This is a genomic window from Pseudomonas sp. RIT-PI-a (genome assembly GCF_001187875.1).
In the GTDB taxonomy this organism is placed as follows: Bacteria; Pseudomonadota; Gammaproteobacteria; order Pseudomonadales; family Pseudomonadaceae; genus Aquipseudomonas; species Aquipseudomonas coleopterorum.
In genome coordinates, this window is sequence record NZ_LGIR01000018.1 from 136425 (window position 1) to 155824 (window position 19400).

At 62.6% G+C, this 19400-nt stretch carries 17 protein-coding genes and 2 pseudogenes; 7 read left to right on the forward strand and 12 right to left on the reverse strand.

Annotated elements, in window-relative coordinates; all coding sequences use genetic code 11:
• The first annotated feature begins 231 nt into the window (after window positions 1-231).
• Complete coding sequence (gene glpD / locus AC788_RS13415; protein ID WP_049861086.1) at window positions 232-1770, forward strand: glycerol-3-phosphate dehydrogenase; 1539 nt, start codon at window positions 232-234, stop codon at window positions 1768-1770.
• A 76-nt stretch (window positions 1771-1846) separates the two neighbouring features.
• On the opposite strand, the gene AC788_RS22070 is transcribed toward glpD, so the two are convergent.
• The 4 genes from AC788_RS22070 to AC788_RS13430 all read right to left on the reverse strand — a co-directional run bounded on the left by AC788_RS22070 (window position 1847) and on the right by AC788_RS13430 (window position 5160).
• Window positions 1847-1972: a PA1414 family protein gene (locus AC788_RS22070; RefSeq protein WP_330218330.1), complete on the reverse strand. Its 126-nt coding sequence runs from the start codon at window positions 1970-1972 to the stop codon at window positions 1847-1849.
• 149 nt (window positions 1973-2121) lie between these two features.
• Window positions 2122-3048 carry a DMT family transporter gene (locus AC788_RS13420; protein WP_049861087.1) on the reverse strand — a complete coding sequence of 309 codons (927 nt, stop codon included), beginning with the start codon at window positions 3046-3048 and terminating at the stop codon, window positions 2122-2124.
• Between the two features lie 234 nt (window positions 3049-3282).
• Entirely contained in the window at window positions 3283-3675 is a 393-nt protein-coding gene (locus tag AC788_RS13425; protein WP_049861088.1) for a hypothetical protein, read from the reverse strand.
• A 141-nt stretch (window positions 3676-3816) separates the two neighbouring features.
• Window positions 3817-5160: a DEAD/DEAH box helicase gene (locus tag AC788_RS13430; RefSeq protein ID WP_049861139.1), complete on the reverse strand. Its 1344-nt coding sequence runs from the start codon at window positions 5158-5160 to the stop codon at window positions 3817-3819.
• A gap of 184 nt (window positions 5161-5344) precedes the next feature.
• On the opposite strand from AC788_RS13430, the gene AC788_RS13435 reads away from it, so the two are divergent.
• The gene (locus tag AC788_RS13435; protein ID WP_049861089.1) at window positions 5345-6610 is read left to right on the forward strand and encodes a mechanosensitive ion channel family protein; all 1266 of its coding nucleotides are present in this window, start codon (window positions 5345-5347) and stop codon (window positions 6608-6610) included.
• Window positions 6611-6745: 135 nt separating this feature from the next.
• Here the strand turns inward: AC788_RS13435 and AC788_RS13440 are convergent, their stop codons facing one another.
• Entirely contained in the window at window positions 6746-7027 is a 282-nt protein-coding gene (locus AC788_RS13440; protein WP_049861090.1) for a hypothetical protein, read from the reverse strand.
• Window positions 7028-7340: 313 nt separating this feature from the next.
• Here AC788_RS13440 and AC788_RS13445 point away from each other — a divergent pair, with 313 nt between their 5' ends.
• On the forward strand, window positions 7341-8240 hold the full coding sequence (locus AC788_RS13445) for an SDR family oxidoreductase (protein WP_049861091.1): 900 nt from the start codon (window positions 7341-7343) through the stop codon (window positions 8238-8240).
• A gap of 46 nt (window positions 8241-8286) precedes the next feature.
• Here the strand turns inward: AC788_RS13445 and AC788_RS13450 are convergent, their stop codons facing one another.
• The gene (locus tag AC788_RS13450; RefSeq protein ID WP_236690521.1) at window positions 8287-9171 is read right to left on the reverse strand and encodes a hypothetical protein; all 885 of its coding nucleotides are present in this window, start codon (window positions 9169-9171) and stop codon (window positions 8287-8289) included.
• Between the two features lie 250 nt (window positions 9172-9421).
• On the opposite strand from AC788_RS13450, the pseudogene AC788_RS22220 reads away from it, so the two are divergent.
• Both AC788_RS22220 and AC788_RS22225 read left to right on the forward strand, forming a co-directional pair.
• A pseudogene (locus tag AC788_RS22220) lies at window positions 9422-10504 on the forward strand (HAMP domain-containing protein); the annotation flags it as partial.
• 324 nt (window positions 10505-10828) lie between these two features.
• A pseudogene (locus AC788_RS22225) lies at window positions 10829-11365 on the forward strand (methyl-accepting chemotaxis protein); the annotation flags it as partial.
• 329 nt (window positions 11366-11694) lie between these two features.
• Here the strand turns inward: AC788_RS22225 and AC788_RS13460 are convergent.
• The 4 genes from AC788_RS13460 to AC788_RS13475 form a co-directional block, all read right to left on the reverse strand.
• Window positions 11695-14025: a TonB-dependent receptor gene (locus AC788_RS13460; RefSeq protein WP_236690524.1), complete on the reverse strand. Its 2331-nt coding sequence runs from the start codon at window positions 14023-14025 to the stop codon at window positions 11695-11697.
• 167 nt (window positions 14026-14192) lie between these two features.
• Complete coding sequence (locus AC788_RS13465) at window positions 14193-15140, reverse strand: FecR domain-containing protein (RefSeq protein ID WP_049861142.1); 948 nt, start codon at window positions 15138-15140, stop codon at window positions 14193-14195.
• Window positions 15137-15649, reverse strand: coding sequence for a sigma-70 family RNA polymerase sigma factor (locus AC788_RS13470; protein WP_049861093.1), 513 nt, complete (start codon window positions 15647-15649; stop codon window positions 15137-15139). The genes AC788_RS13465 and AC788_RS13470 overlap by 4 nt, the downstream gene beginning before the upstream one ends.
• A gap of 304 nt (window positions 15650-15953) precedes the next feature.
• Window positions 15954-17141, reverse strand: a complete 1188-nt coding sequence (locus AC788_RS13475) for a sugar transporter (RefSeq protein WP_049861094.1) — start codon at window positions 17139-17141, stop codon at window positions 15954-15956.
• 302 nt (window positions 17142-17443) lie between these two features.
• Between AC788_RS13475 and AC788_RS13480 the strand changes: the two genes are divergently transcribed.
• Window positions 17444-17746, forward strand: a complete 303-nt coding sequence (locus AC788_RS13480; protein ID WP_236690522.1) for a type II toxin-antitoxin system RelE/ParE family toxin — start codon at window positions 17444-17446, stop codon at window positions 17744-17746.
• Window positions 17743-18066, forward strand: coding sequence for an addiction module antidote protein (locus tag AC788_RS13485; RefSeq protein ID WP_049861095.1), 324 nt, complete (start codon window positions 17743-17745; stop codon window positions 18064-18066). Before AC788_RS13480 ends, AC788_RS13485 begins: the two co-directional genes overlap by 4 nt.
• Here AC788_RS13485 and AC788_RS13490 read toward each other — a convergent pair.
• Complete coding sequence (locus AC788_RS13490; protein WP_049861096.1) at window positions 18056-18922, reverse strand: carboxylate/amino acid/amine transporter; 867 nt, start codon at window positions 18920-18922, stop codon at window positions 18056-18058. The genes AC788_RS13485 and AC788_RS13490 overlap by 11 nt on opposite strands.
• A gap of 148 nt (window positions 18923-19070) precedes the next feature.
• The gene (locus tag AC788_RS13495; protein WP_049861097.1) at window positions 19071-19388 is read right to left on the reverse strand and encodes a hypothetical protein; all 318 of its coding nucleotides are present in this window, start codon (window positions 19386-19388) and stop codon (window positions 19071-19073) included.
• Window positions 19389-19400: the final 12 nt, after the last annotated feature.

Sequence of the window (19400 nt, forward strand, 5' to 3'; positions counted from 1 at the left end):
GCGCCCTTCCCCCGCCCGTTCGCCCACGAACCCCACCCGGCAAGGGTCGCGTTCGGTTGCACGCACCTCTGATGTTCACATTTCTTCGCTTTCGCCTGCGACGATCAACAAATTCAATCATCTTCGACTGGCTAACCCCTACGTATTGGGCTAGTATTTTCGAAATTGAACATTGATGTTCGAATTCAAAGCACCCATTCGAACGCTCCTTGATAAACGCAGGAGGCTGCCATGCCCCATTCGACCTTGCCCCGCCAACCGTTGGCTGAAATCTACGACGTCGCCGTGATCGGTGGTGGCATCAATGGTGTGGGGATCGCCGCCGACGCTGCCGGGCGTGGGCTCTCCGTCTTTCTCTGCGAGAAGGACGACCTTGCCAGCCACACCTCGTCGGCCAGCAGCAAGCTGATCCATGGTGGCCTGCGTTATCTGGAACACCATGAATTCCGCCTGGTGCGCGAGGCGCTGGCCGAACGCGAAGTGCTGCTGGCCAAGGCCCCGCACATCGTCAAGCCGATGCGTTTCGTGTTGCCACACCGACCTCATCTGCGTCCTGCGTGGATGATCCGCGCCGGGCTGTTCCTCTACGACAACCTGGGCAAGCGGGAAAAACTGCCCGGCTCGCGCAGCCTGCGTTTCGGTGCCGACAGTGCACTGAAGCCGGAAATCACCCGCGGCTTCGAATACTCCGACTGCTGGGTGGACGACGCCCGCCTGGTGGTATTGAACGCCATGGCCGCGCGGGAAAAAGGCGCACACATCCACACCCGCACCCGTTGCATCGATGCGAAGCGTGTGGACGGTGTATGGCAGGTCAATCTGCAGCGCGAGGACGGCAGCACCTTCACGTTGAAGGCTCGCGCCCTGATCAACGCAGCAGGCCCTTGGGTGGCGAAGTTCATCCGCGACGACCTGCAACTGCAATCCCCGTATGGCATCCGCCTGATCCAAGGCAGCCACCTGATCGTGCCACGTCTGTACGAAGGCGAGCAGGCGCACATCCTGCAGAACGAAGACCAGCGGATTGTCTTCACCATTCCGTACCTGGACCGCTTCACCATCCTGGGCACTACCGACCGCGAGTACACCGGCGATCCGTCCAAGGTGGAAATCACCGACGCCGAAACCGACTACATCCTCAAGGTGGTCAACGCCCACTTCAAGAAGCAGGTCAGCCGCAGCGACATCGTGCGCACTTATTCAGGTGTTCGCCCGCTGTGCAACGACGAGTCGGACAACCCGTCGGCCATTACCCGCGACTACACCCTGTCGCTCAGCGGCGGTCAGGGTGAAGCGCCGATCTTGTCGGTGTTCGGCGGCAAGCTGACCACCTACCGCAAGCTGGCGGAGTCGGCCATGGCGCAGCTCAAGCCATTCTTCACCCAGATGCGCGGCAGCTGGACGGCGACCAGTGCCCTGCCTGGCGGCGAAGACATGACCACGCCCCAGGCACTGGCTCAGGCCATGCGCGCCAAGGCACCTTGGCTGCCAAGCGGGCTGGCTGAACGGTGGGCCGTCAGCTACGGCAGCCGCAGTTGGAGCCTGATCGAAGGCGCACAGTCGCTGGCCGATCTGGGCGAAGAACTGGGTGCAGGCCTGTACAGCCGCGAAGTGGATTATCTGTACGAGCAGGAATGGGCCACACGCAGCGACGACGTCCTGTGGCGGCGCAGCAAGCTGGGCCTGTTCGTCGACGAAGCGGCCATCGCACGGGTAGACGCCTACCTGGCCAAGATCGACGCCAGCCGCGCGAACACTCAGGCGGCTTGAACCACGCCAGCGATGCCCGGAACGAAAAACGCCCCGTAAGGGGCGTTTTGCATAGCGCGAGGCGGGCCGAAAAGGCTCAGCGCCGTGGACGCTGTCGTGGTCGGTGGTTATCGACCGGGATGGGCACAGGCTGCGGCGGCGGTGGCACCAGCCCCAATGCGACAGCCAGATCATGGAGCCAGTTGTACAAGTTACCGTTCATATCGCCCCCCTTCAGGGAAAAACCCTAACGACGGTCATGGTCCGTCGCTTCTGTTCGATCATAGCGCTAAGCGACGTAGGATGCATGCACGCACTTGTGTCGAAAAGTCGCAGTCCTATTAATTGATCATCGACCCGGCGAGTAATTCATTACGTTATCCAGATTCGTAATCGGCGGCGCACCCACTGCTCGGCACTGACCAGGGTGATGCCCAACAGCACGCAAACCGCCCCCAGAATGAAGTTCATGCTCAACGGCTCGCCCAGCAATACCACACCGAAGGTCACGCCGAACAAGGGCGTCATGAACGAGAACACGGCAAGGTTGGACGCCAGGTAGCGGCGCAGCAGCCAGAACCAGATCAGAAAGCTGGCAAAGGAGACCACAACGCCTTGGAACAACACGCTGGCGGTGCCAATGGGCGTGAAGGTGACATGGCTGAACTGGCCCGTGGCGAGGGCGATGATCAACAGTCCAACCACGCACACGATCAGCTGATAGAACAAGGTCAGGGCAACGGGCGCTTCGGACAGCCGTGAAGTGCGTACCACCACCGTGGTCGCCCCCCAGCAGAGCCCCGCCATCAAGCCCATGGCGTCCCCCAGCAGCATGCGTCGATCCAGATGCTCCCAGGAGATGCCTCCCGCGAAAGCAAAGGCGATACCGCTGAACGCCAGGGCAATGCCCAGCCATTGCAAAGGCCGCAGGCGTTCCCCTGGCAGCAGCGCATGCAGGCCGAGTGCGGTGAAGACCGGCGCGGTGTAAAGAAAGACCGACATGTGCGCCGCCGAAGTCAGCTTCAAACCTTCGGCGATGAACAGGAACTCCAGACCGAACAGCGAGCCGGCGACCAGCCCGGCACGCCAGGTATAGGGCACATGCCCCCAACCACCGCGCCAACAGAGCAGCATCGCCACCAGCACGGCGGAAATACCCGAGCGCATGGCCGCCTGCATCACCGGGGCGATATCCACAGCGGCCCATTTGATGGTGACCTGCTGGATCCCCCAGATCAGGCAAAGCCCAAGCATGACCTTGAGGGCGAAGCCATCGGTCTGACGACGTTCCGCGCTCATGGGACAAATGACCTCGGCATCACAGTGCTCTCCCGCAAGGAAAACACCAGTGTATCAAGCCATACAACCCAAGGCCCTCAACGGTACCGAGCATTCCGGAAGATGACCGCTCCGGCACGGACTTAATTGCGCCGTGGGGGCACACTCTGCCCATATTGTGGGAGCGGGCTCTGCCCGCGAAGCAGGCGCCGCGAAGTTTCAGGCAGACCGCCCTACCGAATTATCCGCCCCAACTCACACAATCTGCGGCTTACTGGCCACTTCATCAAAAGTCGCCGGGTCCAGCGCATCATCCTGATCATCGAGCACTTCGAGCCCGTGGTCGTTATCCGGAATACTGCTATCTATCAGGCTCAACAGACTGGATCCGCGCAAGGTCAGTTGGAAATTGCGCCCCGTGCCGCCCTCGCTGTCCGGACGCTGCTCGATGAAGCCCCGCTCCAGCAACAGCGCTTGATAATCGCTCGCTTGAGTCGCCAACTGATCGACAGCGGCCGACGTATCACCCTGCGCGGCGGTCGCCTCGGCGTGGTCCTGAGCGTAGATATCTGGGGTGAAATCCTGATGGGCGCCGTTCTGCACTTCGTGCAACAGACGCTCGATCAATTGCCAGTTGTAAGTGGTCATCCGGAAGAACCTCCAACACATGAGTGAAAGGGCTTGCCAGGCATGGGACCGGGTGTGTGCGGGGGAGTTGCGGGAAGACGGCTTTGCGGGGTGTTTTGGCAGGTCTGGCCTCCGGAGGGAAGCAGACCTGCCCTACGCAGGTTACTCGCTGACGGCAGGCTTGCGGCGCTTGAGCGGCGCCAGGCCGTCTTGGCTCACCAAGGCTGGGGTATCGGCCTTGGGACGGTTGACGCTCTTGCGCTTGGTCGGGCCCTTGGCGACGCTTTTCTTGTCGCCCTTCTTGTCCTTGTCGGTCTTTTTCTTCTTCACGCCGACTGCCTTGCCCGACGCCTTGACCTTCTTGGGTCCGCCGTAGGTACCTTTCACTTCCTTGATCACACGACGCTCGAAGGTCTGCTTGAGGTAGCGCTCGATGCTGGACATCAGGTTCCAGTCACCGTGGCAGATCAGGGAAATCGCCAGGCCTTCGTTGCCGGCACGGCCGGTGCGGCCGATGCGGTGCACGTAGTCGTCGCCGCTGCGTGGCATGTCGAAGTTGACCACCAGATCCAGACCGTCGACGTCCAGACCACGGGCGGCCACGTCTGTGGCCACGAGGATCTTCACGCCACCCTGCTTGAGGCGGTCGATGGCCAGCTTGCGGTCTTTCTGGTCCTTGTCGCCGTGCAGGACGAAAGCCTTGTATTCCTGTGCCACCAGACGCCCGTAGATACGATCGGCCATGGCCCGGGTGTTGGTGAAGATGATCGCCTTCTGGTACGTCTCGTTGGCCAGCAGCCAGTTGAGGATCTGCTCCTTGTGGACGTTGTGGTCGGCCGTGACGATCTGTTGGCGAGTGCCCTCGGCCAGCTGGCTGACGTTGTTGATCAGCAGGTGCTCGGGGTCCCTGAGCACCTTGCCGATCATCTCGCGCAGACCGGCGCCGCCGGTGGTCGCCGAGAACAGCAGAGTCTGTTCACGCTGGGCACACTCCTGGCTCAGGCGCGTCACGTCTTCGGAGAAGCCCATGTCGAGCATGCGGTCGGCTTCATCGAGCACCAGCACCTCGACGTTCTTGAGGTCCAGGTTGCCAGCGTTCAACTGCTCCAGCAAACGGCCCGGCGTACCGATGAGGATGTCCGGCACCTTGCGCAGCATGGCGGCCTGCACCTTGAAGTCTTCACCACCGGTGATCAGGCCGGCCTTGATGAAGGTGAACTGGCTGAAGCGCTCCACTTCCTTCAAGGTCTGCTGCGCCAGCTCGCGGGTCGGCAACAGGATCACGGCACGGATGTCGACGCGGACCTTGGCCGGCCCCATCAAGCGGTTGAGGATCGGCAGCACGAATGCCGCGGTCTTGCCGCTGCCGGTTTGCGCCGTCACCCGCAGGTCGCGCCCTTGCAAGGCCAAAGGAATGGCCGCTACCTGCACCGGCGTCGGCTCGACAAATTTCAGCTCGGCGACGGCTTTGAGCAGGCGTTCATGCAGGGCGAATTGGGAAAACACGGGTGTTACCTCGACGGAGTACATAAATTCGACTGCATAGGGTACCGGTTTGCGGACGATTAGCCGAATTTCTTTACCCGTAACTCGGTAAATTGCGTGCAAATCTTTCCAGGCGTGGCGATTGCCCTGCGCAATGGGCTTTAATCCCCGCCCCCTTTTCAACTCGGGAGCTGCACGCCCACCCATGAATATCGAATCGCTCTGGCAACAAACCGTCATCTTCGTCACGGGCCTCGACGACCAGCCGATCCTGCAGGCCGGTGTGTCGCTGTTCCTGCTGCTGATCGCCGCCTTCACCCTGGGCCGCCTGGCACGCTTTCTCACCCTGCACGCGGTCAAGCTGCTCAGCCGCCGACCTTCGCTGCACTGGCTCACCGACTTCCTGCACAACAAGGTCTTTCACCGCCTGGCGCAAATGACGCCGTCGCTGGTGGTGCAGTTCAGCCTGGGCCTGATCCCGGTGCTGAGCGACAACAGCAAGCACGTCATCGGCAACATCGCGCTGGGCTTCACCATCCTGTTCATGGTGCTGGCGCTGGGCGCCCTGCTCAATGCCCTGCTCGACATCTACGCCCGCACCGAACACGCCCGCACCCGCTCGATCAAGGGCTACGTGCAACTGGCGAAGATGATCCTGTACATCTTCGGCGCGATCATTATCGTCGCCACCTTGATCGACCGCTCGCCGTTACTGCTGCTGTCCGGCCTGGGTGCCATGTCGGCGGTCATCCTGCTGGTCTACAAAGACACCCTGCTGTCGTTCGTCGCCAGCGTGCAATTGACCAGCAACGACATGCTGCGCGTCGGCGACTGGATCGAAATGCCCCAGGTGGGCGCCGACGGCGACGTCGTCGACATCACCCTGCACACGGTGAAGATCCAGAACTTCGACAAGACCATCGTCTCCATCCCCACCTGGCGCTTGATGAGCGAGTCGTTCAAGAACTGGCGCGGCATGCAGCAGTCCGGCGGCCGTCGCATCAAGCGGGCGCTGAACATCGATGCCAGCGGCGTGCGTTTTCTCGACGAACAGGAACAGCTACGCCTGACCCAGGTGCATCTGCTCAGCGGCTATGTCAGCAGCAAGCAGGCCGAACTCAAGGCCTGGAACGCAGCCCAGGGCGAAGTGGCTGAACTGTCCGCCAACCAGCGCCGCATGACCAACCTGGGCACCTTCCGCGCCTACGCCCTGGCGTACCTCAACGCCCACCCCGACATCCAGCCGAACATGACCTGCATGGTCCGGCAGATGGAAGCCACCGCCGAAGGCGTACCCCTGGAAATCTACTGCTTCACTCGCACCACGGCCTGGGCCGAGTACGAGCGGATTCAGGGGGATATCTTCGATTACCTGCTGGCGGTGCTGCCGGAGTTCGGGTTGAGCGTGTACCAGAAGCCCAGCGGCGCGGATCTGCGCGGTGGGTTGGTGGCGGTGACTGGCCCGCATTGAAAGCAATGCCTTTCGTAGGAGCGGTCCGTGGCCGCGAACCAGGCGGTGCGGTGTACTAAGCACTACGCAGTGCGCCCTTCGCGGCCGATGACCGCTCCTACGGCATGCCGCAGCCTCGGTGGAAACGAACCAGACTCACCCCTCCGACTTAGCCTTCTCCTCCCGATCCGCAGCCGAATGCTGGGTTTCGGCTTCCTTGTCACCGTCCGTCATCCACGGCTTGGCGCTTTGCTGTGCCTTGTCGATCGTCTCGTTGATCTGCTTGGCGGATTCGCTGAAAGTGTCGCGCGCAGCTTCGACCAGCTGTGTCTTGGACGTTTCGATGACTTTGTTCGCGGCATTCTCGGCCGCGTCGCAGCCAGCAAGAAGCACGGTCAACGCGACCACGGCCGGGTAAGCGATCAGTCTGGACGACATGGAAACCTCTGCAAGGGATGGGGATGCGCCAGATCATACCGTTACCATTTTTTGCCGAAGGCAGGATTCTGAATCAAGGTGTGTCTTGGTAGAGCTCGTCAGCCGAGCCGGTGTTTTGGCGTAGAAGTGACGAGAAGGCTTCGCGGGAAGAGGGCTCGCCGCCCGCCCCTCCCCCACAAGATCGCGAACAACTTCACTTTTGTTTCATCCAGAAAAACTGAACGATGACTTTCCACGCGCCCTCCATTTTCAGGACTACCCGATGCTGTGCAGCACCGTACAGCCCCGAGCAATCTTTAGAGGACACTGCCTTATGACCACCGAAAACCAGTACAGCATGCAGAATCCCCTTACCCAATACCCGACCCCCGAGTTTCCCAAGCAGCCGCAAACGGCGCCGGGGACTGTGCACAAAATGCAGCCGGCGGCGGATCATGGGGAAACCAGTTACAAGGGGTTTGGCCGGATGGTCGGGCGCAAGGCGCTGATTACCGGGGCTGACTCTGGCATTGGCCGGGCAGCAGCCATCGCCTATGCTCGCGAGGGTGCCGACATCGTCCTCAACTATCTGCCCGAGGAAGAAGCCGATGCCCGGGAAGTGGTTGCTTTGATCGAGGCCGAAGGGCGCAAGGCGATTGCCGTGCCAGGCGACCTGAAGGATGAAGCGTTCTGCAATTCCCTGGTCGAGCAGGCGGTTGAGGCGCTCGGCGGACTCGACGTGCTGGTCAACGTGGCCGGCAAGCAGACGGCCCAGAAGGACATCGCCGAGCTCACCACCGAGCAGTTCGACGCGACCTTCAAGACCAACGTGTATGCAATGTTCTGGCTGTGCAAGGCGGCGCTGCCGCACCTGCCAGCGGGTGCAACCATCATCAATACGGCGTCGATCCAGGCCTATCAGCCGTCGGAAACGTTGCTCGACTACGCGCCCACCAAATCTTCGATCGTGGCGTTCACCAAAGCTCTGGCCAAGCAGGTCATCGGCAAGGGCATCCGGGTCAATGCCGTGGCACCTGGGCCGTTCTGGACACCTCTGCAGCCCAGCGGTGGCCAACCCCAGGAGAAGATCCCCGAGTTCGGTTCGGAAACACCCATGGGTCGTCCAGGGCAGCCAGCCGAGTGCGCGCCGATCTACGTGCTGCTGGCCACTCAGGAATCGAGCTACATCACCGGCGAAGTGTTCGGTGTCACCGGCGGCAACCCACTGCCCTGAGCCTTGCTGGAACGGGCGTCGCCTACGGCACGCCCGCCCTCCTCTTTCAGTACGCCATGGACAGACTCAGGGTCACCTGAGGCACGACGCTGTCGGTCTCTCCGTCCGGGCCGCTGAGTTCGCGCAGGGTGCCGTCGCGATAGATGGCCAAGGCTTCGGCACGGGCGCTCCAGCGGGTTTCGCTCCACTGGAAGGGTTGCTCGAGCGCCAGTCCGGTACGGGCATACAGGCGATCACCTGAATCGGGACCGTAGAAGCCGTTCCAGCCGACCCCGACGGCACTGGGGAAACTCAGGCGCAAGCCTGCATCGCTCAAGTCCATGCCGGGCTCCAGCGTACCTTGGGTGTAGAGACCGCTGTCACCTTGAGTGCGGCTGGTGACGGCCAGTCCCGGTCGCCACGCGCCGAACCCGGAGTCAGCCTGGTAGGCCAGGGTGAAACTTGCCTCCTGGGTGGTGGCGGCGACATCGTTCGGGCTGGTCTTGACGGTATAGACGAAGCCCAGTCGCAACCTCTCGCTGGGCGAAACCACCAGACCGAGCAGGTTGTTGCTCTCGTACCAGCGGCGTGGGCTCACTGTTTCGTCGCTCGACGCGCTGTGGAAACCGTTGCTAGTGCTGAACACCAGCCAGGCATCGGCGCTGCCGTCGGCGGCCTGATGCAGGTCCAGGGCGAAGCCGGCCTGGGCATGCAACGGAATCCGATCGAGACTGGCGGCGTCATCGTCGTAGTTGCCGCGCGCGAAATCACCATTGCGGGCATCGATGCTCAACTGCGGGTGAAAGCGACCGGAGGCCTCGCCGATTTCGACACTGCCCAATGCGGCATCTTCGGTTTCGATGGAGGGCACACTGCGCGGCGCAGCCAGGCAGGGTTGCATGACCGCTGCCAGCGCAGCGGCGAGCAGAGGGAGGCGAGGTACGGTGGGCATGCGCGAAGGCTCTGTGAGGAAGGTCGCTCTGTAGACTCTGAACGGTTGGGAAAGTACCGCCGAACAACGCTCGTCCCTCAATCTTTTCGATACTCCTCCCCTCCGTCTGTCCGGTCGCCGATGGGCCTCATTCAGATTTGCCGTTCGTCGCCGATAGTTAGAAAACACTCAAAAGAATATGCCTAGAGCTCACGCTGCACGTCTTGTCTTTTTCTGCCGACCAACACTTACAACACCAGCGGAATAGTCCATGAACATCAAGCAAAAACTCACTTGGGGCTTTGCGGTCATCGCCTGCCTCCCGGTCATCGTGGTGGCCGCGCTCGTCGTCTTCAACCTGCGCGAAGCGGCCAGGGCCGACTTCGTCGACAGCAGCGGCCGTGAGATCCGGCAGATCGACAATGGCATCAAACAGTTCTTCGACGGCATCAGCCAGAACGTCGAGTACATCGCCAAGGATCCTCGTATCGTCGCTGCCAGGGATCTGAAGAACTACACGGGCGCGGACGCAGCGCAGGTGCCTCTGACCGAGAGCAATCGGCGCCTGCTGGACATCTTCGATGGCTTCGCCAAGACCCATCCGAGCACGGCTTACCTGTCGCTGGGCTTGAGCGACGGTGGTTACGCCAGCTGGCCCGATGACCCCAAGATCGCCAATTACGACCCGCGCCAACGGCCCTGGTACAAGGCTGCGATGGCCGCTCCGGGAACCACGGTGCGCACCGACGCCTACTATTGGGCACCGGACGATGTGTCGTTGATCGGCACGGTGCGCAGTGTCACCGACGCCGCAGGCCAGGTGGTCGGCGTGGTCGGCCTGGATGTGTCGCTCAAGCAGATGACCGAACTGGTGAAGAACATCAAGCTGGGCACCAGCGGCTACCTGATGCTGATCGAAGCCAACGGCAACGTGCTGGTGGATGCCAGCGATGCGAAGCACAATTTCAAACCGCTGGCCGACCTGGGCGGCAACTACGCCGAGTTGGCCAGGCATGGCGATGGCCCGACTCAGATCGAGATCGACGGCAAGGTCTACATGGCCAACATCGTCAGCTCGGCCGGGCTGGGTTGGCGGTTCATCGGCCTGATCGAGCGAGAGGAAGGGATGGCCCAGGCTTCGAACCTGACCTGGCTGATCGCGGCCATCGCGGCAGTGCTGGCCGTGGTGTTCGCCTTGGTTGGCGCCAGCTTCGCCGGTGTCATCGTGCGTCCGATCCGTGGCGTCGCCAACGGTCTGCAGGAGATCGCCGAGGGTGAAGGCGACCTGACGCGCCAGCTCAAGGTCCAGGGCAAGGATGAAACGGCGGCGCTGGCGGGCTGGTTCAACCAGTTTGTGGGGATGATCGCTCAATTGGTGCAACGCATCGGGACCGCGTCTTCCGATCTGCAGGTGGCCGCTGCCGACACCCAGGAGGTGGCTCGCAACATGGACGAAGTCGCCGGTCGCCAGCGCGAAGCGGTGGAACTGGTCAGCACCGCGTTCAACGAAATGGTCGCCACCGCCAATGAAGTGGCCCGTTCCTGCGGGCAGGCGGCCACCAGCGCGGACAACGGTTATCAGCAAGTCCATGATGGCCAGCAGCGTATCGGCGAGGCGACCACCAGCGTGCTCAGACTGAGTTCCGAGCTGCAGCAATCGACCGAAACCATGCAGCTGCTGCAGCAGGACAGCAAGAACATCAACAGCATTCTGGACACCATTCGTTCGATCGCCGAGCAGACCAACCTGCTGGCCCTGAATGCGGCCATCGAAGCGGCTCGGGCCGGTGATCAGGGTCGCGGTTTTGCGGTGGTCGCCGATGAGGTACGTGCGCTGGCTCGGCGCACGGCCGACTCGACCGGCGAGATCGATGGGCTGCTAGGCAACCTTGCCCGCCGCACCGAGGTGATCACCCAGCAGATGCAGGGCAGCCTGCAGGTGTCCCAGGACAGCGTCGAATGCATCCAGTCGGCGCGGGACAGTTTCGACAAGATACGCACGTCGGTCGATTCGATACGCGACCAGAACAATCAGATCGCCACGGCCGCCGAGGAGCAGCATCAGGTGGCCGAAGAGATCAACCGGCACATCGCGCAGATTCATGCCGATGCTCAGTTGGTCGAGGAGTATGCGCACACGGCGCAGTCGGGGTCGGGGCGTCTGACGGACATTTCCGCGAACCTGCGCGGCCTGGTCGGGCGCTTCAAGGTGTGACGCCGAAATCCGCGGCGCCTTCTTCGCGGGCAGAGCCCGCTCCCACAGTTTGTCGGTGCTCCACAGGTAAGCAGCACCGCGCAATGGGGCAGGCGAGCACCGCTCCCACAATTTGTTGGTGCTCCACAGGTTAGCAGCACCCCGCAATGGGGCAGGCGAGCACCGCTCCACTGTGGGAGCGGGCTCTGCCCGCGAAGGCCTCACCGCCGTACACCTGACACACCGCGGTGCTCTTTTCGCGGGCAGAGCCCGCTCCCACAGATGCCTGCCTCCACAGATGCCTGCCTCCACAGATGACTGCTCCCACAGATGGCCGATCCCACGGACAGTCAGAAGCCGACCGTGGCAGAAACCAGATAGGTTCGCGGGGTAGCGAGGGTCAAACCAGGTTCGCTGTCGTCGGAGGCGCCGGCCGAGGCCCAGTAGCGTTTGTCCAGTAGGTTCTCGACATTGGCGCGCAGGGTAACCGCCTTGCCCTGCACCTTGAATGCATACCGGGCACCTACATCGAATCGCTCCCAACTGTCGATTTCCTTGCTGTTGGCCTGATCCAGGTATTGCGAGCTGGAATAGATACCGCGCCCGGTGAGGGTCAACCCGGGCAATGCCGGAACGTCCCACTCCGCCCCCAAATTGACATTGAGCTCGGGCGTGGCCGGTGCGCGGTTGCCATCGAAGGCCCCTGCGCTGGTGCCCGTCAACTCGCTGTCGATGTACATCACCCCGCCCAGCAGGCGCACGCCCGTCAGCGGTTCGCCGAACACACTCAATTCCACGCCATTGTTCTCGCGCTTGCCATTGGGGCCGAAGGTGCGGGTGAGCGCGTTGGTTTCGTACGCCGGCTGCTTGATGCGAAAAGCAGCGGCGGTGATGGCCAGGCTGCCGAGATCGTACTTCGCACCTACCTCGACCTGCCGGCTGATGAAAGGCGGGAATATCTCGTCTTCGTTGATCGACGTGGAAGGCGCAATCTTGCCTTGGCTCAGACCTTCCAGATAGTTCGCATACAACGACAGCTCGTCGGTGAGCTTGTAGAGCACGCCCGCAGACGGTGAAAACTTTTCCTCGTCGTAAGCCGTATCGCCTTTCACCCCATCGCTCCAGTCATCCACCTTGACCCGCTGCCAGCGACCACCGAGGGTCAACAGCAGCCGATCGTCGAAGAAGCCAAGAGTGTCGGACAGGGCCACGCCGTCGAACCGGTTCTCGGTATAGACCTTGGGGTCCTGACGGGTGGGGTTGGACGGCGTCGCCGTGGCAACGGGCGCGTAGAGATTGCTGCGCCCCCTGGCGTAGCGCGCGCCGCCATTGGTGAAGTCCATGTAGAAATGACTGACAGCCAGGTTCAGCTCGTGGCTGACCGGGCCGGTCTGCAGCCACTTGCGCGCGCCCAGCGTGGCCGTGCGTACGCTTTCATCACGGGTGAAGTCGCGGGGCAGCACGTCGAAATCGCCGGCATCATTGATGACCGACACGTTGTGCCGAAGGAAATCATGATTACTCTCCCTAGCACCGACGCTGCCGTACAGCATCAGCGAATCGCTCAGATCATACTCACCATTGAACGCCCCGAAGGTATCCTGGGTACGCGCCTTGCTCCAGCCCTGCGCATAGTTGTCGCGCACATGGTTGGCACCGGGCACGCGGGCATTGGCGCCGACCTGAACACGCTCCTGAGGCGCATCGGTATCACGCTCGGTATGCCCAACATCGGTAGACAGCCGCAGGCGTTCGCCGCGGAAATCCAGGCCGATCACGGCCATTTCCCGGTCCACGCTCTGCTTGTCCCAGGTAGTGTCGCCCGCCTGTTTCACCGCGTTCAGGCGCAGGCCAAACTGGTTGTCCTGGCCAAAGCGTCGGCCGATGTCCAAGGCGCCACCGGCCTGGCTGTCGGAGGCATAGCTGGCGGTGAGCTCGTTGATCGGCGTGTCGGTGGCGCGCTTGGGCACCACGTTGATACCGCCGCCGACGCTGCCCCGAGGGGAGATGCCGTTGATCAACTGGCTGGGCCCACGGAGGATATCCACCCGCTCGGCCATCTCCATGTCGATGGAGTACGTGGGCAGTATTCCGTATAGCCCGTTGTACGACACATCGCTGTTGAACAGGCTGAAGCCGCGGATGGTGAACTGCTCGAAACGCCCGCCGGCCGGGTTGGTGGTACGCACTGCCGGGTCGCTGGCCACCAGATCGCCCAGGGTGCGGGCCTGCTGATTTCGCGCGGTCTCGCTGGTGTAGCTGGTCATGCTGAAGGGCGTGTCCATGAAGTCACGTGCGCCGAGCAAACCTTGAGCGCCACTGCGTGCGACCTGCCCACCGGCATAGGGCTGCTCCGTCACGCTGCCTTGTGCGGCACCGGTCACGGTGGTGGGCGTGATCTCCAGCACGTCGGCACCCAAGGGCGCAGCCACGAGCGTATAGGCATCCTCTCCCACCGCTTGCAGGCGCAGACCGCTGCCGGCCAGCAGTTGAGCGAAGCCGCCCTCCACGCTGTACTCGCCGACCAGACCGGCGCTCTGCCGACCGTTGACCAAGGCAGGCGCCACCGACAGGCTGACGCCCGCCTGGCTGGCAAAGCGGGTCAACGAGGCGGCGAGTTCGCCTCGGGGTACGTTGTAGACACGGGCTGCGTCCTCGGCAAACGCCATCTGCATGGGCATGGGTGCAATGCCAAGCAGAAGGCTGAGGGGCAAGGCACGCGCGTAGTGCGCCGAGGCTGTGCGGCTGTAACGGAGAAACGAACGAGGGGGCCGAGGGGGCATGGCTGAAGGCTCTTTGAGTGTGCTTACCTCTCCATGACAAGCGAGCGCGAAAAAGGGGACAGGCGCTAGGCAGGTTTTTCCTGTGGCACCAGCGTGGCCCAATAGCGTGTGCGCCACTGGACCCGCAGCGGCAGACTGACAGCCAGCAGGTTCAGCACCTGATCTGGATCTTCCAGACGAAAACTGCCCGTGACGCGCAGCGCTTCCAGCTCCGGCTGCCAGCGCAAGATGCCGGGACGATAGCGATCCAGATCGCGCAGAAAATCCCCAAGAGGCTGGTCCAACGCAACGATCACGCCCTCGCGCCAGCCAGGCTGGCGAGGGTCGAAGCGCTCGATCGGACCTGGACCGGTGCCGGACAACTGAACGTGCTGGCCCGCGCGCAAGGTGAGCGGCGCAAAACCGGTAGGCCGCACATCGGCCTGCCCGGTGAGTACCGACAGCCGACAGAGGCCGTCGTCCTGGCGCACATTGATTTCACCCTGGTCAAGCCTCACGCTGCCAAGCGGCGTATGGATGTCGAACGGCATGGCATTGGCCAGACGCAACCGAATCTCCCCGCGCAGCAGCGTGAGTTGCCGTTGGCCAGGGTCGATATCGACCGCAGTGGCGGTATTGATGTGCAACACGCTGCCATCGGCCAAGGTCAATTGGCGTCGCTCGCCGGTGGCGGTGGCCACGTCGGCGCGCCAGGCATCGATGGGCAGCTCACGCGCAACCCACCAGGCGGCCGGCGCAGCCACGGTCAGCCCCAACAACCCCTTGAGCAGGTCGCGGCGGCCGTGGCCGGGACGATCGAGGCTGGCCATTGCCAGCGCCGGCGGCAGAACCTGGAAACGGCCCTTGAGCGCCGCTACCCGGCGCCAGGCGGACTCATTCGCCTCACTGGCTTGGCGCCAGCGTTGCAGGCGGGCGAGGTCCTGTTCCGTGACGGCGCCAGACTCCATGCACACCCACCAGCGGGCCGCCGAGCGGGCAGCGTGGCGGGTTTCGTCCCTCGGCTCGGCATTCAGCACAGTTCGGCCAGCAGGCAATGTTCGTAGGCCTGGGCCATGTAGCGCTTGACGCTGCGCTCGGTGACCTTCAAGCGCTCGGCGATTTCTCGATAGCCCAACCCTTCTAGCTGGCTGAGTAGAAAGGCCCGGCGAACCTTGGCCGGTAAGCCATCGAGCAGTTGATCCAGAGCGTGCAGGGTTTCCAGCACCTGCCAGCGCTGTTCCGGCGCAGGTGCGACATCGGCGGGCAGGGTGGCGAGCGCGTCGAGATAGGCCTGTTCCAGACTGCGCCGACGGTAGAAATTGATCAGCAGCCGTTTGCCGACCGTCTTGAGGTAAGCACGCGGCTCCTGCAACTCGGCCACCGACTGAGAACTGGCCAGCACCCGGATGAACGTATCCTGGCTCAGGTCCGCCGCATCCCAGGCACTGCCCAGGCGCCGGCTGAGCCATTGCTCCAGCCAGCTGCGATTGTCGCGATAGAGCGTCTCGAACGCCCGAGCGTCCACCCTCGCCGGCTCGACCATCATCGGCATCCTGTCAGATGTAAATGAGATCGATTGTATTTTAAAAAGGGTTTGCAGCGGAACCGTTAGTTACGCCCTCGATGCTGCATTCGGCCGCAATGCGTTTAGCCAGACAAACCGCGTGCGCCGCCGACGCGGCTCGCGCCGCTGCTACAGAGACCGCATTCCGTGCACCAGCGGCGCAAGCCACGTCCGGCAACAACGCATTCGCGTGCACCAACGGCCAACCCGCGTCCAGCATCAACGCATCCCCTGTAGCAGCGGCGCGAGCCGCGTCAGCGATCAACGCGATATTGCAGATCGATCAACCCGAGGCAGGCGCTGACTGAACGCGCCGATAGGTCGTGTGCCAACACAGAAGCAGACCCGCCCCTGCCATCAACGCGCCAACGAGGCCGATGTTGGCCACGCCCACCTGGGTGATCACCACACTGCCCAGCAACGCCCCACCGCCGATACCGACGTTGTAGATCCCCGAATGCAGCGCCATGGCCACGTCCGTGGCATCCGGGGCCAGCTCCAGGACCTTGGACTGCATCGCCAGGCTGAAGCACATGATCGAAATGCCCCAGACCACACTCACCCCACCCAGATAGGTGGCGTAGCGCGCCAACGGCAGCAACAGCATCAGGCAGAGGGCCAGCAACGCGATCGACGCCACCATGAAACCACGCGGATAGCGACCGCTGTAGCGGCTGAACACCAGCGAGCCGATCACCCCGGCACCGCCGAACAGCAACAGCAGCGTCGTGGTCATTTCCCCGCTCATGCGCGCCGCAGCCTGCACGAAGGGTTCGATGTAGCTGTAAGCGGTGTACTGAGCGGTAATCACCAGCGCAGTCGTCACATACAACGCCACCAGCACCGGCCGCTTGAGCAGCATGGGCAGGCTGCGCAGCGAACCTGAATTCTGGCTGGGCAGCGCCGGCAGGCTTTTCGCCAGCCACAGCGCCACTAGCGTGGCCACCACGCCGATTCCCACGAATGTGGTGCGCCAGCCCAGCGCTTCACCGACCACCCGCCCCAATGGCACGCCCAGCACCATGGCCAGGCACGTGCCGGTGGCCAGCAGGCCCAGCGCCTGAGTGTGCTTGCCCGGTGGCGCCAGCCGCACCGCCAGCGATGCCGTGATCGACCAGAACAAGGCGTGGGCGAACGCGATGCCGATACGGCTGGCCAGCAGCACGCCATAGCTCCAGGCGATACTGGACACCGCATGGCTGGCCACGAACAGGATGAACACGCCGATCAGCAACCGACGCCGCTCGATGTTGCGCGTGAGCAGCATGATCGGCAGCGACATCAGCGACACCACCCAGGCATACACCGTCAACATCAGCCCCACCTGCGCCGTCGGCATCGCAAAGCTCAGACCGATCGAGGTCAACAACCCGACCGGCGCGAACTCCGTGGTATTGAAGATGAAAGCCGCCAGCGCCAACGCAATCACGCTGGACCAGCTGCCTGTGGGTGTATTCGAAGGCGTATTCATTGGATGGCTTCAGCGACTCTCAAAAATAGTGGGAACGGTCGCGCCTTAACAAACACCACGCATACGTGTGCCGCCTGACCCTCAAGCCAAGCGGAGCATGCAATGAATGATTGTTATGAGTTTGAGGGGCGACGCCAGATGCGGCGGATTCTACGCCCCGCATACGGTAGGCACAATGCGGTCGCCCACCCGGCCCATAAAGTAGAAGACGATACCTGGAAACCCCGGTACACAGTTTCGGGCTTGTCCTAGGAACCAGCGTTCAAGAAAATTTGTATCCCATGGGATACGGATCTATGCTGATGAAGATAGCCACAACGGATGTGTTTGAGCGCTGGTTCACTCGATTGCGTGATCGCCAGGCAGCCATACGGATCCAGGCCCGGATCGACAGGCTGGAAGACGGGAACTGGGGTGACTGGCAGTCAGTGGGAGAAGGCGTATGCGAGATGCGGCTTCATTTTGGGCCAGGGTACCGCCTGTACTTCATGCGACACGAGCAGTGCTGGATAGTGCTGTTGGCCGGTGGCGACAAGTCGACACAGTCCTCCGACATTGCTACCGCCAAGCGTATGGCACAACAACTTCAGGAACAGGAACGATGAAAATCAAGCTACGGGAATGGGATAGCGCCGAACATCTCAAAACCGATCAAGACATGATCATGTACTTCGATGCTTGCATGGCCGAAGCTGGTGATGACGCGGCATTCATTGCCAAGGCGTTGGGCAACATTGCGCGCGCCAAGGGCATCGCCCAGGTGGCGAGGGACACCGGGCTGGGTCGGGAAAGTCTGTACAAGGCTCTTTCGGAGGACGGCAATCCGAGCTTCGCGACGATACTGAAGGTGACGCGTGCACTGGGTATCTCGCTGCATGCAGGGCTGCTTGCATCACCTTCCCGCCCTGCCCCCACTATCGGCTAGCGATCTGGGCGCGCGCATCCAACCGACTCAACCAGACCGAGAACAAGATCACACCACCGCCGAGGAACAGTCGCCCCAAGGGCTCGTCCTGATTCCAGATCAGCAGGTTGAGCAGCAGGCCGACCGGCACGTGGAGATTGTTCATCACCGCCAGTGTGGCGCCCGGCACGCGGCTGGCGCCCTTGTTCCACCAATACATGCCAAGCGCCGTTGACACCAGCCCCAGGAACGCCAGCACGCTCCACTGTACCGGCGTCTGTGGCAGATTGTGGGGGTTGCCGAACAGCAGGAAGGCCGGCAGCACCACCAGCAAGGCACCGACGTAGAAGTAGCCGAAGCGTCGGTACTGTGGCTGGTCGCTGGGGTGGCGCGCCAGCAGATGCTTGTACAGCACCTGTCCGGCCGCATAGGTGAAGTTGGCCAGCTGCAGCAACAGGAAACCGATGAAGAAGTCCGGGCTGACGCGGTCGAAACGAATCACTGCGGCCCCCGCCACCGCGACCAGCGCCGCCACCAGCGCCCAACGGTTGAAACGACGGTTCAACGCGTCCTCGATCAGCGTCACGTGCACTGGCGTCAGGATGGTGAAGAGCAGCACCTCCGGCACGCTCAAGACCCGAAAGCTCAGGTACAGACAGACGTAGGTGATGCCGAACTGCAGCGCGCCGATCAGCAGCATGGCGCGCAGGAAGCGCGGTTCGACCTGACGCCAGCGCGTCAGCGGCAGGAATACCAGCCCGGCGAGCAGCACCCGGGCGAGCACAGCAAAGTAGCTGTCGACGTGGCCAGCGAGGTATTCGCCGATCAAGCTGAAAGAGAAAGCCTGGATGAGGGTGACGATCAGAAGGTATTGCATGGTGCGTCCCGAATTGGCGAGGCGCGGACCTTAGCGCATGTGGGCCGGGTCAGGCCAGTGAAGCGCACCGCGGATCGCTACCGTGATTCATCAAATGAGTTGTCTTGTCCGATCATTGCTCTACCCTGTGTCGCATCTGTGCCGGTGGCTACACGCTCGACTGGCATTGCACCTCGATTCGCAACCTGAGAATGCTGCGCTTGAAGCTGGCCACCGCGTCGGTCGACGCCCCTGCGGCGACGCTGACCCGCCGGGTCCGCACCGGCTCGGGGCCATTGCGAAAGCGCACACTGCACTGCGCCGCGCGGGCTCCGTAGTTCTGCAGGGTCACGGCGGCCATGTCGGGGGCGGTGTCGTGGGCCGTGACCAGAATGTCGGTGTCGTCGAGCTGCTTCTGCACGTCGATGGGGTAGGCGAAACACACGCCTGGCAGCAGGGCCAGCACTACAACGCAGCATTTGATCATCGAGCAGTCTCC

What these genes read in the sequence shown, in the direction of transcription:
- glpD (WP_049861086.1), top strand. Translation starts at nt 232, where the DNA reads ATGCCCCATTCGACCTTGCCCCGCCAACCGTTGGCTGAAATCTACGAC.
- AC788_RS22070 (WP_330218330.1), bottom strand. Translation starts at nt 1,972, where the DNA reads ATGAACGGTAACTTGTACAACTGGCTCCATGATCTGGCTGTCGCATTG.
- AC788_RS13420 (WP_049861087.1), bottom strand. Translation starts at nt 3,048, where the DNA reads ATGAGCGCGGAACGTCGTCAGACCGATGGCTTCGCCCTCAAGGTCATG.
- AC788_RS13425 (WP_049861088.1), bottom strand. Translation starts at nt 3,675, where the DNA reads ATGACCACTTACAACTGGCAATTGATCGAGCGTCTGTTGCACGAAGTG.
- AC788_RS13435 (WP_049861089.1), top strand. Translation starts at nt 5,345, where the DNA reads ATGAATATCGAATCGCTCTGGCAACAAACCGTCATCTTCGTCACGGGC.
- AC788_RS13440 (WP_049861090.1), bottom strand. Translation starts at nt 7,027, where the DNA reads ATGTCGTCCAGACTGATCGCTTACCCGGCCGTGGTCGCGTTGACCGTG.
- AC788_RS13445 (WP_049861091.1), top strand. Translation starts at nt 7,341, where the DNA reads ATGACCACCGAAAACCAGTACAGCATGCAGAATCCCCTTACCCAATAC.
- AC788_RS13450 (WP_236690521.1), bottom strand. Translation starts at nt 9,171, where the DNA reads ATGCCCACCGTACCTCGCCTCCCTCTGCTCGCCGCTGCGCTGGCAGCG.
- AC788_RS13460 (WP_236690524.1), bottom strand. Translation starts at nt 14,025, where the DNA reads ATGCCCATGCAGATGGCGTTTGCCGAGGACGCAGCCCGTGTCTACAAC.
- AC788_RS13470 (WP_049861093.1), bottom strand. Translation starts at nt 15,649, where the DNA reads ATGGTCGAGCCGGCGAGGGTGGACGCTCGGGCGTTCGAGACGCTCTAT.
- AC788_RS13475 (WP_049861094.1), bottom strand. Translation starts at nt 17,141, where the DNA reads ATGAATACGCCTTCGAATACACCCACAGGCAGCTGGTCCAGCGTGATT.
- AC788_RS13480 (WP_236690522.1), top strand. Translation starts at nt 17,444, where the DNA reads ATGAAGATAGCCACAACGGATGTGTTTGAGCGCTGGTTCACTCGATTG.
- AC788_RS13485 (WP_049861095.1), top strand. Translation starts at nt 17,743, where the DNA reads ATGAAAATCAAGCTACGGGAATGGGATAGCGCCGAACATCTCAAAACC.
- AC788_RS13490 (WP_049861096.1), bottom strand. Translation starts at nt 18,922, where the DNA reads ATGCAATACCTTCTGATCGTCACCCTCATCCAGGCTTTCTCTTTCAGC.
- AC788_RS13495 (WP_049861097.1), bottom strand. Translation starts at nt 19,388, where the DNA reads ATGATCAAATGCTGCGTTGTAGTGCTGGCCCTGCTGCCAGGCGTGTGT.